Source organism: Aliihoeflea sp. (assembly GCF_052435475.1).
Taxonomy (GTDB): domain Bacteria; phylum Pseudomonadota; class Alphaproteobacteria; order Rhizobiales; family Rhizobiaceae; genus Aliihoeflea.
In genome coordinates this window covers 81,215-95,443 of sequence record NZ_JBQVMV010000006.1, presented here as the reverse complement: position 1 = coordinate 95,443, position 14,229 = coordinate 81,215, and the positions used below count along the sequence as shown (strand labels likewise).

Sequence of the window (14,229 nt, the reverse complement as noted above, 5' to 3'; positions counted from 1 at the left end):
GTTCATGCCTTTCGGGATGCCGCGTCGTCGACATCGAGGTTCATGCCGACATAGCGGTCGAGCGTCGCGCGGTCGGCGAGGAGCGCCTCTGACTTCGCGCGATGCGCAATCGTCCCGCGCTCGATGACGAGGGCGTCTTCGGTGAGCGCGAGGGCGACGTCGGCGTGCTGCTCGACGAGGACGAGCGCCATGCCTTCGTTCTGTGCCATGGCGCGGATGGCGGCGGTCAGTTCCTCGACGATGATCGGCGCGAGGCCTTCGAGCGGTTCGTCGAGGAGGAGGACGGCGGGGTTTGTCATCAGCGTACGGCCGATGGTGAGCATCTGCTGCTCGCCGCCTGAGAGCTGGTTGCCCATGTTGGCGCGCCGTTCCTTCAGGCGTGGGAAGAGGCCCCAGATGGCGTCGAGCGTCCAGCGGCCGGAGCGGGCGGCGACGGTCAGGTTCTCCTCGACCGAGAGCGAGGGGAAGATGTCGCGCTCCTGCGGCACCCAGCCAAGACCGAGACGTGCGCGCTTATGGGACGGCAGGCGCGAGACGTCCTGTCCGCGGAAATGGATGCTGCCGCCGGCAAGCGGCAGGAAGCCCATTGCGGTCAGGATCATCGTCGTCTTGCCGACGCCGTTGCGACCGAGAAGGGCGAGGCTGCCGCCCTCCGGCACCGCGAAGGAGACATGGTCGAGCACGATGCCGGACCCATAGCCGGCGCTGACGTCCCGGAATTCGAGGATCGGCTCAGCCATGGGCGCCGTGCCCCAGATAGACGTCGCGCACGCGCGCATCGGTGCGGATGTTCGCCGTCGTGTCCTCGACGAGCACGCCGCCGCCGACAAGGACGATGATGCGCGTGGCGAAGCGGAAGACGATGTTCATGTCGTGCTCGATGAAGAGCACCGAGATGTCCTCCGGCAGGCCGGCGATGACCGAGAAGAGCATCGCGCTTTCGTCCTTCGGCACGCCGGCGGCGGGTTCGTCGAGGAGCAGGACCTTTGGCCGCGTGGCCAGCGCCAGCGCAATTTCGAGAAGGCGCTGCTGGCCATAGGCGAGGGTGCGTGTCGGCTGGCTCGCGACGTCGGCGAGGCGAAGGCGCGTCAGGATTTCGAACGCCTCGTCGACCGCCTCGGTCTGCGTCGACAGGCGGCGCCAGAACTGGCCGGCGACCGCCTCGCGCTCGCTGACCGCCAGCGTCACCGCCTCGATCGGCGTCAGCTCGGGAAAGAGCGTGTTGATCTGGAATGTGCGCGCGAGTCCCTTGCGGACACGGGCGGCGGCGGGCGTGCCGGTGACATCCTCGCCGGCAAGCTCGATGGTTCCCGCATCCGGCTTGAGCCGGCCAGTGATGAGGTTGATCAGCGTCGTCTTGCCGGCGCCGTTGGGGCCGATCAGGGCATAGCGGCAGCCGCGCGGCAGCGTCAGCGAGACGTCGCGCGCGACCTGCAACGCGCCGAAATTCTTCCGCAGCGCATTTGTCCGCAGCATGATCGGCTGTTGGTCCGCCATCAGTCGCGCCTTCCTGTCAGCTTCGCCAGGAAGCCGAGAATGCCCTTCGGCATGAAGAGCACGACGATCATCAGGAGGAGGCCGATCCAGAAGTACCAGTATTGCGGGTTGACGCCTGCGAGCTGGTCGCGAGCGACGAGGAAGATGATCGCACCGAGAATGGCGCCGTAGAGCCGGCCGGTGCCGCCGAGAATGAGCATGACCACCACGTCGGCCGAGCGCTGGAAGCTGAGGACATCGAGGCCGACCGTGTTGGTCGTCTGCGTCAGCAGCCCACCCGCGATGCCGGCGAGCGCGGCGGAGATCGTGTAGATCTTGCGCAGGTGCCAGGAATGGTCCGAGCCGATCGCCGGCATGCGGGTGACGTTCTCGCGGATGCCGCGCAGCGCGAGGCCGAAGGAGGAGTTGACGATGGTGCGGCTGACGAGGAAGCCGACGAAGAGCACGATCAGCGAGTAGGTATAGGCGGTGTAGCCCCAAAGATCGAAGCGGAAAGTGCCGAAGATCTGCCACATGCTGACACCGCGCAGGCCGTCCGTCCCGCCGGTCAGCCATGTCATCGCGTTTGCCAGTTCGTAGGCGAGGAAGCCGAGGCCGAGCGTGACCATGATCAAGGCGAGGTGCTGGACACGCACGATCAGGTAACTCGCCACGAAGCCGACGAAGCCCGCGACCGCGCCGGCCAACAGGAGGCCGGAGATTGGCTCACCCCAGCCGAGCCGGGCGCTGAGAAGCCCGACCGTATAGGCACCGAGACCGAAGAACAGCGCATGGCCGAGCGTCACGATGCCGGCATAGCCGAGGATCAGGTCGACGGAGATCGCGAAAAGGGCGGCGATGGCGACCTGGCTCGCCAGGGTCATGTATGTGGGGAACAGGAAGAAGGGCAGGAGCGTCGCCAGCCAGAAGACGATTTCGAACCAGGACCAGCGGCTCTGGCGGGCGAGCCAGGCATGGGGGGTGGTGGAGCGGTCGAGGGTGGTCATCCTGCTCATCGCCTCCCGAACAGGCCGAGCGGCCGCCACAAGAGGACGGCGACGAGGATCAGGTAGATCAGGAAGGAGCCGATTTCGGGAACGAAATACTTCCCGGCAACGTCGCCGATGCCGAGCAGTGCGGCGCCGACGAAGGAGCCGGTGATGGAGCCGAGACCGCCGACCGAGACTACGATCAGGACGTAGACGAGGTAGTGGAAGGCGAAGGACGGATCGAGGCCGACGATCTCGATCGCGAGCGCGCCGCCGAGGCCGGCGAGGCCGCTGCCGAGCGCGAAGGTGATGCCGAAGATCTGCTCGACATTGAGGCCGAGGCCCTGCGCCACGCGCTGGTTGTCGACGGCAGCGCGGATCTGTGCGCCAAGGCGCGTGCGCTCGATGCCGAAGACGAGGAGCGCGGTGATGGCGAGCGCGATGGCGATGAGGAAGAGACGATAGGTGCCGAAGCGGATGCCGCCGATCTCGACCGTGCCGCGCAGCCATGTGGGCAGGCGGATCGGCTGCTGCACCGTGCCGAAGAAATAGGTCGCGACCGCCGTCGCGACGAAGACGATGCCGATCGTGAACAGGACCTGGTTGAGTTCGCCGGCCCGGTAGAGCCGGCGAAAGAGCGTGCGTTCGATGACGATGCTCAACGCCGCGGCTGCCAGAAAGGCTGCGGGGAGAGCGACGATGAAGGGAAGGCCGAGTTGGCGCATGACGAGCACGGTGACGTAGCCGCCGAGCATGCCAAACGCGCCGTGCGCCAGGTTGATGAAATTCATCATGCCGAGCGTCACCGACAGGCCCACCGACAGGACGAACAGAAGCATCCCGAAGGCGAACCCGTCGAAGAGGACGATGACGAGGTTGCTCATCTACGCGCCGGCCCGGTCCGTGATCGCTTTACTGCGTTCCGTGCAGCGGGTCCTTCACATCCGGGATTTCGTGGATGATCACGTTCTGCAGTTCACCGTCGACCTCCTGCACCTCGCGGATATAGACGGTCTGGACGACGTCGCGCGTCTCGGGATCGATCGACATCGGCCCGCGCGGGCTGTCCCACGCCATGCCCTTGGCCGCCTCGATCAGCGCATCGCCGGAGGTGTCGCCTTCGGTCTTCTTCAGCGCCTCGTAGATCAGGTGCATGCCGTCATAGCCACCGATCGAGAACAGGTCGGGCGAGCGGCCGCCATTGGCTTCGCGATAGGCTTCGCGGAACTCGTTGTTCAGCGGGTCGTCGCGCTCGAGCGAATAGTGGTAGGTCGTGATGATGCCGTTGGCGGTGTCGCCCATGCTTTCGAGCGCCTCGGGGTGGGTGAGTTCGCCCTGCGCGAAAATCTTGGTGTCCGGCGGGGCAAGACCACGGTCCGCAAGCGCCTTGCCGATTGCGGCCGGCTGCGCGCCGCCCGGAACGAAGATGTAGACGGCTTCGGGGTTGGCGTCGCGCACGCGCTGGACGAAGGCCGAAAAGTCAGGGTTCGCGACCGGGGTGCGGTCGGCGCCGACGATCGTGCCGCCCGCTTCGGTGAAGCCTGCGGCGAAGGCCTTTTCCGCGTCATGGCCGGGGCCGTAGTCGGCGACGAGCGTATAGGCTTCCTTGACGCCGGATTCGAACGCCCACTGGCCGAACGCGGTGTTCAACTGCGGGATCGTCACGCCGGTGCGCACGATGTAGTCCGACTGTTCGACGACGATCGAGGTGGCCGCGTTCATGACGACCATCAGCTTCTGCGCTTCGGTCGCGATCGGAGCGGCGCCGAGGGCTTCGGGCGTCAGCGCGAAGCCGGCGATGATGTCGACGCCGTCGCGCACGACGAGTTCCTGTGCCAGGCGCTGGGCGACATCCGGGGCCGGGCCGCCGGTGTCCTTCTTGACCAGTTCGATCGTCTTGCCGGCGACCTCGTTGCCGTGCTTGGCGATGTAGAGATCGATGCCGGCCTGCAATTGGTTGGCGGCGTCCGCGAACGGACCGGAATAGGGCAGGATGACGCCAATCTTGACGGTTTCCTGCGCACTTCCCTGCACCGACCACGACAGGCCGGCGGCCAGAATCGTGGCGAACATCATCTTCGTCTTCATTCTTTTTTCCTCCCTTGGGCCGGCCGCGAGGCGCGTCCACCGGACCCCAGTTTCGGCGTATCGGGGAAGGTCTGCAACCGCCAATCGAAAGGCAGGCCGGCGGCATAAGCTTTGCCTACAGGACGTTTCGCACCCGCGATCAGCTCGCGCGCGTGCGCCAGCTGTCAACGTAGTTTTCGCGGGCTTCGCGTGCATAAGGGACGGGCGAGACGCGGACGCGGATTTCGGCCTGTTTATGACGTTCGGTCGAGGTCTTGCCGGTGCCGCCGTCGGGTTCGCCCCAGACGAGCGTCAGCACGTCGCCGACATTCACATTCTGATCGACCATGCCGAGCGAGAGCATGGCGCGCTCATTGAAGGAATAGCCGTTGAACATGGACAGGCCGACGAGCTTGCCGTCCTTTTCCACACTGTCGAAGGAGGAGGATGCGTAGTTGGGCTGCGGCAGATCGATCCATTTGTAGTTTTCCTCGCCGTTGCGGAAGCTCGAATGGATGATTTTCATCACATCCTCGTCGTTCCACTCGAAGGTGACCTTCTTGCGCTGCGCCTTCGGGTCCATCTTCTCCAGCGCCGCGCGGCCGACGAAGTCGTGGTCGAACTTCACGTAGAAGCCGTAACCGAGCTCGTAGGGCGTGGTGTAGTAGTCTTCGATATCGTCGGAGACGTAGGAGCCGCCGATGGAGCCGGTCGCCTCGTAGCCGTTGGCCGGCAGCCATTCGCGATAGGCGCGCATCTGGTCGCCGGAATAAATCGCGGGGAGGGGCGAGGGAATCCAGCCGGATTCGAGCGTGTTGGTCGAATAGGCGCGGCTGCCGACCTGGTAGAGATCATGGCCCTTGCCCGCCTCAATGATGGCGGCCTGGATCTCGTCTTTCTCTTCGTAGGGCCCCCAGATTTCCAGTCCCGGCGCTCCGGCCATGCCATGGCGCAGCGCACGCACCTTGCGGCCGGCGATGTTGATGCGGTCCATGTTGAAGAACTTGATCTCGGGGATCGGCCCTCCATTCAGCTTTTCGAGGATCGCGGTGGCGTTCGGGCCCTGGATCTGGAAACGGTAGTGGCGTCGGTCGACCTTCTTGCCGTCGGGGCGCGAGGGTGAGCGGTCGTCGCGGGTGACCTTGACGTCGTGCCTGCCGAGGGACGCGTTGTACTCGACCCAGTTGACGGTCGGCGCGCGGCCGACGAGCAGATACTGGTTCTCGTCGAGGTGGAAGAGGATGACGTCGCCGATGACATGGCCGGACGGGCCGACCGGAACGTAGTGCTTCGCCTTGTCGACGGAGAAGCCCTTGAACGAGTTGATCGACAGGCTTTCGAGGAAGGCGGCGGCATCCGGGCCTTCCACCATCAGCTCGGCCATGTGGTGCGACTGGTCGAAGAGCACCGCGCTGTCGCGCCAGGCGCGCTGTTCGTCGCGCCAGTTGGTGAACTCGGCGGCGACGACCGGATAGACATACATGCCGATCTTCGAATTGCGCAGAAGGCCGACCGTGTCGCCGCTCTGCCGCAGCACGTCCTCGAGATTGCGCGCGCCCATGGTCTTTCCTCCCTAACCAAAACGTCGGAGAGGTATCCCTTGCGAAGGGTGCGGCTGTCACATTCGAAACGGGCCGCTCTGCATAACGCGGCTAGACGAGGGCACCCTGTTCGGCGAGACGCGCCTGGACGCTGCCCGCGTCGTTGCGGTGGTCGCCGTCGACATGGTCGGCCGCCGCGACGCCGGCCGCCTGGCCGGTGGCGAAGGCCGTGCCCATAACGCGGATCGAGCCATAGGCATGCGGGTCGGCGCCGATGACGCGACCGCCGTACCAGAGATTGTCGAGACCCTTGGCGCGGATCGAATCGTAGGGGACGTGGCAATAGCCCTTGCCGCCGATCGACGTGTAGCTCGGCTTGCCGGCCTCGCCGTGAAGTTCGATCGGCCAGGCGGCGCGGGCGATGCCGTCCTCGCGCAGGCGGCCGGAAACGACGTCTTCGCCGGTCATCTCGTAGCGCGCGGCGGGATGGCGCGTTTCGCGCACGCCGATCTGCGGGCCGGTGGCAACGAGATAGGCGCGCTCGAAGCCCGGCATGTCGCGCTTGAGCATCGCGACATAGTCATTGGCACGGGCGCGCGCTTCCATCTCGGCCGCGGTGAAGCTTTCGGAGGAGAGGTCCGGCAGGGCGACGTCGACGGTCATCCACCACATGTCGTGCGACAGCGGCAGGCGGATGATGATGCCGCCGTCGGTGCGCTGGATCGGGTGCGCGCCATCCTGGTTGTAGCGCGCGATCGTCGCTTGCAGCGCCCTGCGGTCGATGTCGAGATCGGGCGCGATGCCGCCGACGCGGATCGGCATGGTGAGCGCCTGCAGCTTGCCTTCGGCGTCGCCGGTGCGGAACGGAATGCCGGCGAGCATGGCGAGATTGGCGTCGCCCGAAGCGTCGACGAAGGCCTCGGCGACGACGCGACTGCGCCCGCCCATGCCGGCGAGCGTGACGGCCTCGAGCCGGTCCGCCGTGCGGGCGACCGAGGCGACGCGCGTGTGGAGCCTGACGTCGATGCCGTATCGGCGGACGAGATTGTCGAGCGTGAATTTGAGGACTTCGCCGTCGAGGAGAACGATCCAGTTTCCGGTCGTCTCCGAGCGGAAGGCTTCGCCGTCGAGCCCGTGCCTGCGCAACTCGCCGACGACTTCCTCGCCAACGCCGCCGACGGCCTTCACCGGCTCGCGGCCCTGCTGGAAGAGGCCACAATAGGCGTAGACCTGCGAGGTCGTCGCCGCGCCGCCCAGAAAGCCGTATTTCTCGACGAGGCACACCTTCGCGCCCGCCTTCGCCGCGCCGATGGCGGCGGCAACGCCCGCCGCCCCGCCGCCGCACACGACGACGTCGTAATCGGCTTCCACTCGCTTGGTCATGTCAGGTCCGTCAGGTGCGCCAGTTGAGGAAATACTGCTCGGCCTTGCCGATCAGCCAGCCGATGGTGAGGCCGAGGATGGAGAGCATTGCGACCCCGGCGATGAGCTGGTCGGTCGCGAAGATCGCGCCAGCCATCAGGATGTAGGCGCCGATGCCGTATTGCGCGCCGATCATCTCGGCCGCGACGAGCAACACGATCGCGATCGAGGCGGAGATGCGGAAGCCCGACAGGATCGCCGGCAGCGCGCCGGGGATGATGATCTTGCGCACGATCGACAGCCACGACAGGCCGAAGGACTGGCCCATGCGGATCAAATTGCGGTCGACATTGTCGACGCCGCCATAGGTGGCGATGACGGTCGGGAAGAAGGTGCCGAAGAGGATCGTCGCGACCTTGGAGCCTTCGCCGATGCCGAACCAGACGATGAAGAGCGGCAGCAGCGCGATCTTCGGAATCGGGAAAAGCGCCGAGACGATGGGCGAGAGGCCGGCGCGGGCGACGGAGAAGAGGCCGATCGCAAGCCCAACCGTTACGCCCAGCATCGAGCCGAAGAACCAGCCGACCGACAGGCGGTAGAGGCTCGCCTGGAGATGGGTCCAGATCTGGCCGGTGCGGAACAGGTCCTGGATGGCGCCGAAGGCTTCCGAGGGGGCGGGCAGCGCGATCGGGCTGATGATGCCGGACTGCGAGCCGAACTCCCAGATCGCGATGATGACGATGAAGACGAGCGGCCCGACATAGCCGAACTTGCGGGTCTTGAAGCCGCCGCCGCGGAACGGGACCGGCTTGGCGCCTTCCGGCGCGATGACCTTCTTCTGCGGGACTTCGGCAGGGTGGATCGGGTTCATGGTGTCAAGCGACATCGGCCAACTCCATGTCGGCGGCGCGCGCTTCGTCGCGCATCAGGTTCCACAGGTGACGCTGGGTCTCTTCCAGCTCGGCGAGGCGCCCAGCACGTTCTGCGAGCGGAATGTCGATCTCGACGACCTGCCGGATGCGACCGGGACGGCGCGACAGGACGATGATCTTGTGGCCGAGCCGGACGGCCTCGGCGAGATTGTGCGTCACGTAGCAGGCGGAGAATTTCTCGCGCGACCACAGCTCGACGAGGTCGTCGAGGAGGAGTTCGCGGGTCTGGCTGTCGAGCGCGGAAAGCGGCTCGTCCATCAGCATGACGGCGGGGTTGACCGAGAGTGCGCGGGCGATGGCCACGCGCTGCTTCATGCCGCCCGAAAGCTGGCGCGGCAACGCCTTGCGGAAATCCGACAGCTTGGTACGGCGAAGCACGTCTTCGATGATGGCTTCGGCCTTGCCGCCGCGAATGCCGTGATCTTCCAGCACGAGGCTGACATTGCCTTCGACCGTGCGCCAGGGAAGCAGCGCGAAATCCTGGAAGATGTAGGTCAGCGGATTGAGTGAGCCGGCCGGCGGCTCGCCGGCGATCAGGACACGGCCGGAGGTCGGCCGCTCCAGCCCGCCGATGAAGCGCAGGAGCGTGGACTTGCCGCAGCCCGACGGGCCGATGATGCAGACGATCTCACCGCTCTTGAGCTCGAAATTGATGTTTTCGAGCACGTCGGTCTGGCCGTAGCGATGCGTGATGTTGTCGATCACAAGATCCATGATCGGCTCCTCGGGTTGGGCGGAACGCCTCCTCGGGTCGAGCCGGCCCCGGGCACGGACGCCGGAGCCGGCAGCCTTGGGAGGTCAGAAGGTCTCGACGAAGCTCGTGTCGACCAGGTTTTCGATCGAGGCATCCTGCGGAATGAGGTTCTCGGACTTGAACCATTCGAGCTGGTCCTCGATGCTCGCCACGTTCAGCTTCGCGTTTTCGTTGATGCGCATGGCGCCGGCGCGGATCGCGGGGTCGGCATCGGCCAGCGGACGGTCGGTGTAGACCCACTCGTGGATCATCGCGACGATCTCGGCGCTTTCCTCTTCCGACATCGTCTTGTCGACGAAGGCGGCGTTGTAGTCGTCGGCGCCCTTAGAGAAGGCGGCGAGGAATTTTTCTGCGAGTTCGCCATTGTTCTCGGCGATCTCCGTCGAGGTGAAGACCGTCGTCACCTGATAGCCGTCGACATAGTCGGCGATGGTGCCGATCTCGAAGACGTCGCCGCTTGCGACGAGGCCCTCGGCGATGTTCGGAACGATCGACCATGCGTCGATCTGCCCCGAACGAAGCGACGCGATGACGGCCGGCACGCCGTTGAGCGGCACGAGTTCCATCGTCGAGCGCTCGAAGCCTTCCCCGTCGGCGATCTTGTGCGCCATGTAGTGAAAGGAAGAGCCGGCCGTCGTGATGCCGAAGCGCTTGCCTTCGAGATCGGCTGGCGTGGTGACGCCGGCCTCATGGGCGGCCTTGGACACGAGCACTTTCTGACCCTCGATCTCGGTGGTCTCCTGGAGGGCACCGCCGATGATCTTGACGGCGCCGCGCTCGGCGAGGCTGACGAGGCCGGCGGTCATGGCGGTGAGGCCGAAATCGACGTCACCCGACGCAATCGCCACGGCCATCGGCTGGGCGGCCTGGAACGGCACGAACTCGACCTCCAGGCCTGCTTCCTCGTAATAGCCCTTGCCCTCGGCGATGATCGACGGCGAATGCGAAGTCAAGGACAAGATTCCGATCTTGACCGGCTCGGCACTGGCGGCGCTGGCGCCCATCAGCATGGTGGCGGCGGCAAGTGCGCCGAAGGTCCTGCGGGTTATCGAAAGCATGTTATTCCTCCCTGAGACAGTTGCTTTCTTCGAATGGCCGAGACGGCCGGATTTCAGCGCCCGAGGACGCCGAGAATGTGTTGCGAGAGTGCCTCGCGGGCATCGTCTGCATTGCGGGCGATGGCCGCTTCGACCACATTGCGCAGGGCTTGCGTTTCGGCCGAAAGGTCGATCCGGCCCTCGATGAGCGCGGCGTAGCGGAAGCGGCGGCTTTGTGTGTGGAGGCGGTCCTGGAACTCGATCAGCCGCGGCGAGCGGCAGGCGGAAACGAGCGACGCATGAAACTGGCGGCCGGCCTCGTCCCATTCAATGGCGAGCGCGGAACGGTCGGTATCGGCCTGAGCGCAGAGGCGGGCATAGGTATGGAAGGCGGCGAGCACCTCGCCTTCCCAGCGCAGGTCGCCATGCCGGATCGACCAGCCGAGCCCGAGCGTCTCGATCTCGGCGCGCAGGCGGGTGATGTCCTCGAGATCGGTCTGGGTGGCGGAGGCGACGCGAAAGCCGCGCTGTGCGCTGGCCTCGACGAGGCCTTCGCTGGTGAGCTGGGTCAGCGCCTCGCGGAAGGAATGGGCCGAGCCGCCATAGCGCTGGCGCAGCTCGTCGATCTTGAGCTTGGCGTCGGGAGCGAGCAGGCCGATCGAGATGTCGCGGCGCACCTGCGCGGCGAGCAGTCGAACGACCGTATCGGAATCCGAGTTTTTCCTCCCGAACACGCAAACTCCTCCAACGCGTCGAAAAATCTTCAATATTTTGCCTGTTATGGATTATGGCTGGCGCCGTCAAGTCGGGAGAGGAGAATTCATTCATGAGCCAACGCATCGTCACGGCTGCCACGCGTGTCGTCTTCATGATCGGAACGCCGATCGCGCAGGTGCGCTCGCCGTTGCTGTTCAACACCTATTTCGCCGAGCATGGCATCGACCGCGTGATGGTGCCGCTGGAGGTGAGCGTCGCCGCGCTCGACGGTTTCGTGGCGATGGTGCGGGATGCGGAGAACTGTGACGGCTTCGTCGCCACGCTGCCGCACAAGCGCGCCCTGCTGAAGCTGGTCGACGAAGCCGGGCCGACCGCACGTGCGCTCGAAAGCGTCAACGCGGTGCGCCGCAACCCGGATGGGCGCCTTTTCGGCGATATGGCGGACGGCGCGGGTTTCTGGAATGGCGCGCGAGGTGCGGGATTCGAGCCGTTCGGCAAGGCGGCGGTGCTGGCGGGTGCGGGCGCGGCAGGGACGGCAATCGCGTTCGAATTCGCACAACGCGGTGGGCGCAGGCTGGCGATCTGGTCGCGATCGAGCGATGAGGTCGACGCGCTGGCAAGCCGGTTGGCGGGAACCGGGATCGAGGTGAACAGCGGCATGCCCGACGATCTCGGCGGCTACGACATCGCGATCAACGCGACGCCGCTCGGCATGGACTATGCGCCAGGCACGGCATTTTCGTCTGAACAGGTCGCTTCGCTGCCCGCCGGCGCGATCGCGGCCGACGCCATTACCGAGCCGGCGGAGACGATATTCCTGGGCGCTGCCCGTGCGCGCGGCCTGCGGACCATCGACGGGCGGGCGATGGCGCGGGGCCAGTTCGAGCTGCTGCGGGCGTTCGTGGCGCCTGACGAATAGGTCAGGCCAGTTGGCGGCGAATGAGGTCGGCGAAGGCGCGTCCCGCCTCTTCGAGACGGCCGCCATTGTCGATGACGATCGTGCCAGGGAAGGGGGCGGCCTCGACCTTGCGGGCAAGGCGGTTCGCGATTTCCGCCTCGCTCTCGCGTCCGCGCGCGGCGATGCGGCGGGCGAGGATTTCCGGTGCGGCGGTGATCTCGACGACGAGCGGGCGCCGATAGCGGCGAGGAAGTTCGGCGAGCACCGTGCGGGAGAGGTTGGCGATCACGACATGGCCTTGCGCCACCATCGCGTCGGCCTCCAAGGGGATGCCATAGCTGTTGCCGTGCGCCCGCCAGTGAAGGGCAAAGCGTCCATCGTCGCGCATCGCGTCGAAGGTTGCGTCGTCGGCGGGCTGATGGTCCTCGCCGATCTCGTCATGCGGGCGCGTGATGACGCGGCGGATGAAATAGATGCGCGGATCGGCCGCCAGCGCCTCGCGGGCGAAGCGCATGACGGAATCCTTGCCGGCGCCGCTGGGGCCGACGACGGCGATGAAAGAGCCGTTGTCGATCGGGTCTGCGGGCGTCATGCGACGCGCCTGCCCTCGCGCCAGACGGAACGTACGACCGGAAGGCCGGCCATGTTGTCGACGCGGATGAGATCGGCGCGGCGGCCGGTCTCGATCTGGCCGCGATCGTCCATGCCGACCGTGCGGGCGGGCGTGGCGGAGACGAGCGCGACGGCCTGCGGCAGCGAAATCGCCTCGACCTCCTCGGCCAGACGGAACGCGGCCTGCAGGAGGCTCGACGGTACGTAGTCCGAGGACAGGACGTCGAGGATACCGGCCTCGGCGAGATCGCGCGCGGCGATATTGCCGGAATGCGAGCCGCCGCGCACTACGTTGGGCGCGCCCATCAGCACGCTCATGCCGGCCTCGTGCGAGGCGCAGGCCGCTTCGACGGAAGTCGGGAACTCGGCCAGCCGCACGCCGTCCTCGACCGCTTCGTCGACATGGGAAAGCGTGGCGTCGTCATGGCTGGCGAGCGTGACGCCGGCGGCGCGGCAGTGCTCGCCGATGGCGCGGCGGTGCGGCGCCGAATAGCGTGCGGACTGCTCCTGCCTTTGCGCCACGAAACGCTCGAACTGGTCGTCCGTGAGGCCGCGCTTGGTCTTGTAGTAGAGCGTGTACTGACCCATCGTCTGGAACTGGCGCTGGCCCGGTGCGTGGTCCATCAGCGAGGCGAGGCGGACGCGCGGATCGGCACGGAAACCCTCGAACGCGGCCAGCACGTCGGGCGAGGAAACCTCGCAGCGCAGATGCAGGAAGTGATCGGCACGCAGGCGACCGTCGGCCTGTGCGGTTTCGATCGCGTCTGCCAAAAGCCGCATCTCGCCGGGCGCGAAGCCACCATCCTCGTCGGAGCCCATGCGCAGGCAATCGAAGACGGTGGTGATGCCCGAAGTCGCGATCTGCGCGTCATGCGCCTGCACCGCGGCGACGGCGTTCCAGCGCACGCCCGGGCGCGGCGCGAAATGGCCTTCGAGATGATCGGTGTGGAGTTCGACCAGGCCCGGCAGGAGATAGTCGCCGCCAAAATCCTCGCCGCTTCGGCCGGGGCCTGCATCGATGTCGGCGATGCGGCCGTCGATGATGCGCACCGAACCTTCGACGATGCGGTCGGCAAGGACGATGCGGGCATTGGAGAAAATGGTTTCGGTCGGCATGTCATGCGGTCTTTCGTGCAAGATTTCGGCCGAGCGGACGGAAGGCCCGGACCGTGAAGGGAGCGCCCGGTTCGGGCTCGACGAAGAGCGCGAGCGAGGCGAAGGCGACGGGCGCATCGAGAAGTGCGCCGAAATGGGCTTCGAGACGGCGACGAAACTGCGCGGCGTCCTCACCGCCGACGCGGCCGGTCAGCGTCATGTGGAAGCGGAAATCCCCCATCACGTAAGGGTAGCCCCATTCGTGTAGATGGCGGACCTGTCGGGTCGTCAGGCTTTCGGGATTGCGGCGCGCGATCTCGGCCTCACCGGCGGGCGCGCGGAAGGCGTCGAAATCGACGGTCAAATCGCGGGCGAGCGCGTCGAGATCGGCACTGGGGCCTTCCGGCACGAGGGCGAAGAAACCGTCGATCTGGCCGATGACGAGGCGCGGACCGACAAAGGGCGCGCGGGCCGCCGTCCAGCGGTCGAAGGCATCGACGAGTTCGGCTTCGCTGCGGTTCTCAGTGAGGCGGAAGGGCGCCTTCATCGTCGCGTGGAAACCGTAGCGGCGTGCCGAGGCGGTGTGAAAGGCGAGGTCGGCGTCGACCGGCGCGGGCACCGCATCGGAAAATGCGCTGCGGCCAAGCCATTGCTCGGCCGCGCGCGTCAGCGGGTCGGCCTCACCGGGTGTGAAGTAAATGGCGTAGCGCATCCATAAGCTCCGAAAGTGCATCGCCTAGACGATTCGC

At 66.3% G+C, this 14,229-nt stretch carries 15 protein-coding genes; 1 reads left to right on the top strand and 14 read right to left on the bottom strand.

Annotation, left to right across the window (positions count from 1 at the left end; genetic code table 11):
* Positions 1-2: 2 nt before the first annotated feature.
* The 11 genes from ACT6QU_RS09605 to ACT6QU_RS09555 form a co-directional block, all read right to left on the bottom strand.
* A complete protein-coding gene (locus ACT6QU_RS09605; protein WP_444563603.1) occupies positions 3-740 on the bottom strand; it encodes an ABC transporter ATP-binding protein in 738 nt (245 codons plus the stop codon).
* Entirely contained in the window at positions 733-1,497 is a 765-nt protein-coding gene (locus ACT6QU_RS09600) for an ABC transporter ATP-binding protein (RefSeq protein WP_444563604.1), read from the bottom strand. The genes ACT6QU_RS09605 and ACT6QU_RS09600 overlap by 8 nt, the downstream gene beginning before the upstream one ends.
* Positions 1,497-2,483: a branched-chain amino acid ABC transporter permease gene (locus ACT6QU_RS09595; RefSeq protein WP_444836672.1), complete on the bottom strand. Its 987-nt coding sequence runs from the start codon at positions 2,481-2,483 to the stop codon at positions 1,497-1,499. Before ACT6QU_RS09595 ends, ACT6QU_RS09600 begins: the two co-directional genes overlap by 1 nt.
* A gap of 5 nt (positions 2,484-2,488) precedes the next feature.
* Positions 2,489-3,349, bottom strand: a complete 861-nt coding sequence (locus tag ACT6QU_RS09590; RefSeq protein WP_444563606.1) for a branched-chain amino acid ABC transporter permease — start codon at positions 3,347-3,349, stop codon at positions 2,489-2,491.
* A 28-nt stretch (positions 3,350-3,377) separates the two neighbouring features.
* Complete coding sequence (locus tag ACT6QU_RS09585) at positions 3,378-4,553, bottom strand: ABC transporter substrate-binding protein (protein WP_444563607.1); 1,176 nt, start codon at positions 4,551-4,553, stop codon at positions 3,378-3,380.
* A gap of 139 nt (positions 4,554-4,692) precedes the next feature.
* Positions 4,693-6,093, bottom strand: coding sequence for a vanillate/3-O-methylgallate O-demethylase (gene ligM, locus ACT6QU_RS09580; RefSeq protein WP_444563608.1), 1,401 nt, complete (start codon positions 6,091-6,093; stop codon positions 4,693-4,695).
* Positions 6,094-6,184: 91 nt separating this feature from the next.
* Entirely contained in the window at positions 6,185-7,456 is a 1,272-nt protein-coding gene (locus ACT6QU_RS09575; RefSeq protein WP_444563609.1) for an FAD-dependent oxidoreductase, read from the bottom strand.
* A gap of 10 nt (positions 7,457-7,466) precedes the next feature.
* On the bottom strand, positions 7,467-8,306 hold the full coding sequence (locus tag ACT6QU_RS09570) for an ABC transporter permease (protein WP_444563690.1): 840 nt from the start codon (positions 8,304-8,306) through the stop codon (positions 7,467-7,469).
* A 4-nt stretch (positions 8,307-8,310) separates the two neighbouring features.
* Complete coding sequence (locus ACT6QU_RS09565; protein WP_444563610.1) at positions 8,311-9,081, bottom strand: ABC transporter ATP-binding protein; 771 nt, start codon at positions 9,079-9,081, stop codon at positions 8,311-8,313.
* A gap of 84 nt (positions 9,082-9,165) precedes the next feature.
* Positions 9,166-10,179, bottom strand: coding sequence for an ABC transporter substrate-binding protein (locus ACT6QU_RS09560; protein WP_444563611.1), 1,014 nt, complete (start codon positions 10,177-10,179; stop codon positions 9,166-9,168).
* A 53-nt stretch (positions 10,180-10,232) separates the two neighbouring features.
* Positions 10,233-10,892: an FCD domain-containing protein gene (locus ACT6QU_RS09555; protein ID WP_444563612.1), complete on the bottom strand. Its 660-nt coding sequence runs from the start codon at positions 10,890-10,892 to the stop codon at positions 10,233-10,235.
* 92 nt (positions 10,893-10,984) lie between these two features.
* On the opposite strand from ACT6QU_RS09555, the gene ACT6QU_RS09550 reads away from it, so the two are divergent.
* Positions 10,985-11,794 carry a shikimate dehydrogenase family protein gene (locus ACT6QU_RS09550; RefSeq protein WP_444563613.1) on the top strand — a complete coding sequence of 270 codons (810 nt, stop codon included), beginning with the start codon at positions 10,985-10,987 and terminating at the stop codon, positions 11,792-11,794.
* A 1-nt stretch (position 11,795) separates the two neighbouring features.
* Here ACT6QU_RS09550 and phnN read toward each other — a convergent pair whose 3' ends face one another.
* The 3 genes from phnN to ACT6QU_RS09535 are packed head-to-tail and all read right to left on the bottom strand — an operon-like array spanning position 11,796 to position 14,192.
* On the bottom strand, positions 11,796-12,365 hold the full coding sequence (gene phnN, locus ACT6QU_RS09545) for a phosphonate metabolism protein/1,5-bisphosphokinase (PRPP-forming) PhnN (protein ID WP_444563614.1): 570 nt from the start codon (positions 12,363-12,365) through the stop codon (positions 11,796-11,798).
* Positions 12,362-13,501 carry an alpha-D-ribose 1-methylphosphonate 5-triphosphate diphosphatase gene (locus ACT6QU_RS09540; RefSeq protein ID WP_444563615.1) on the bottom strand — a complete coding sequence of 380 codons (1,140 nt, stop codon included), beginning with the start codon at positions 13,499-13,501 and terminating at the stop codon, positions 12,362-12,364. The genes phnN and ACT6QU_RS09540 overlap by 4 nt, the downstream gene beginning before the upstream one ends.
* A gap of 1 nt (position 13,502) precedes the next feature.
* Entirely contained in the window at positions 13,503-14,192 is a 690-nt protein-coding gene (locus ACT6QU_RS09535; RefSeq protein WP_444563616.1) for a DUF1045 domain-containing protein, read from the bottom strand.
* Between the last annotated feature and the right edge of the window lie 37 nt (positions 14,193-14,229).

What these genes read in the sequence shown, in the direction of transcription:
- ACT6QU_RS09550 (WP_444563613.1), top strand. Translation starts at nt 10,985, where the DNA reads ATGAGCCAACGCATCGTCACGGCTGCCACGCGTGTCGTCTTCATGATC.
- ACT6QU_RS09540 (WP_444563615.1), bottom strand. Translation starts at nt 13,501, where the DNA reads ATGCCGACCGAAACCATTTTCTCCAATGCCCGCATCGTCCTTGCCGAC.
- ACT6QU_RS09605 (WP_444563603.1), bottom strand. Translation starts at nt 740, where the DNA reads ATGGCTGAGCCGATCCTCGAATTCCGGGACGTCAGCGCCGGCTATGGG.
- ACT6QU_RS09600 (WP_444563604.1), bottom strand. Translation starts at nt 1,497, where the DNA reads ATGGCGGACCAACAGCCGATCATGCTGCGGACAAATGCGCTGCGGAAG.
- ACT6QU_RS09560 (WP_444563611.1), bottom strand. Translation starts at nt 10,179, where the DNA reads ATGCTTTCGATAACCCGCAGGACCTTCGGCGCACTTGCCGCCGCCACC.
- ACT6QU_RS09585 (WP_444563607.1), bottom strand. Translation starts at nt 4,553, where the DNA reads ATGAAGACGAAGATGATGTTCGCCACGATTCTGGCCGCCGGCCTGTCG.
- ACT6QU_RS09575 (WP_444563609.1), bottom strand. Translation starts at nt 7,456, where the DNA reads ATGACCAAGCGAGTGGAAGCCGATTACGACGTCGTCGTGTGCGGCGGC.
- phnN (WP_444563614.1), bottom strand. Translation starts at nt 12,365, where the DNA reads ATGACGCCCGCAGACCCGATCGACAACGGCTCTTTCATCGCCGTCGTC.
- ACT6QU_RS09535 (WP_444563616.1), bottom strand. Translation starts at nt 14,192, where the DNA reads ATGCGCTACGCCATTTACTTCACACCCGGTGAGGCCGACCCGCTGACG.
- ACT6QU_RS09590 (WP_444563606.1), bottom strand. Translation starts at nt 3,349, where the DNA reads ATGAGCAACCTCGTCATCGTCCTCTTCGACGGGTTCGCCTTCGGGATG.
- ACT6QU_RS09565 (WP_444563610.1), bottom strand. Translation starts at nt 9,081, where the DNA reads ATGGATCTTGTGATCGACAACATCACGCATCGCTACGGCCAGACCGAC.
- ACT6QU_RS09570 (WP_444563690.1), bottom strand. Translation starts at nt 8,306, where the DNA reads ATGAACCCGATCCACCCTGCCGAAGTCCCGCAGAAGAAGGTCATCGCG.
- ligM (WP_444563608.1), bottom strand. Translation starts at nt 6,093, where the DNA reads ATGGGCGCGCGCAATCTCGAGGACGTGCTGCGGCAGAGCGGCGACACG.
- ACT6QU_RS09595 (WP_444836672.1), bottom strand. Translation starts at nt 2,483, where the DNA reads ATGACCACCCTCGACCGCTCCACCACCCCCCATGCCTGGCTCGCCCGC.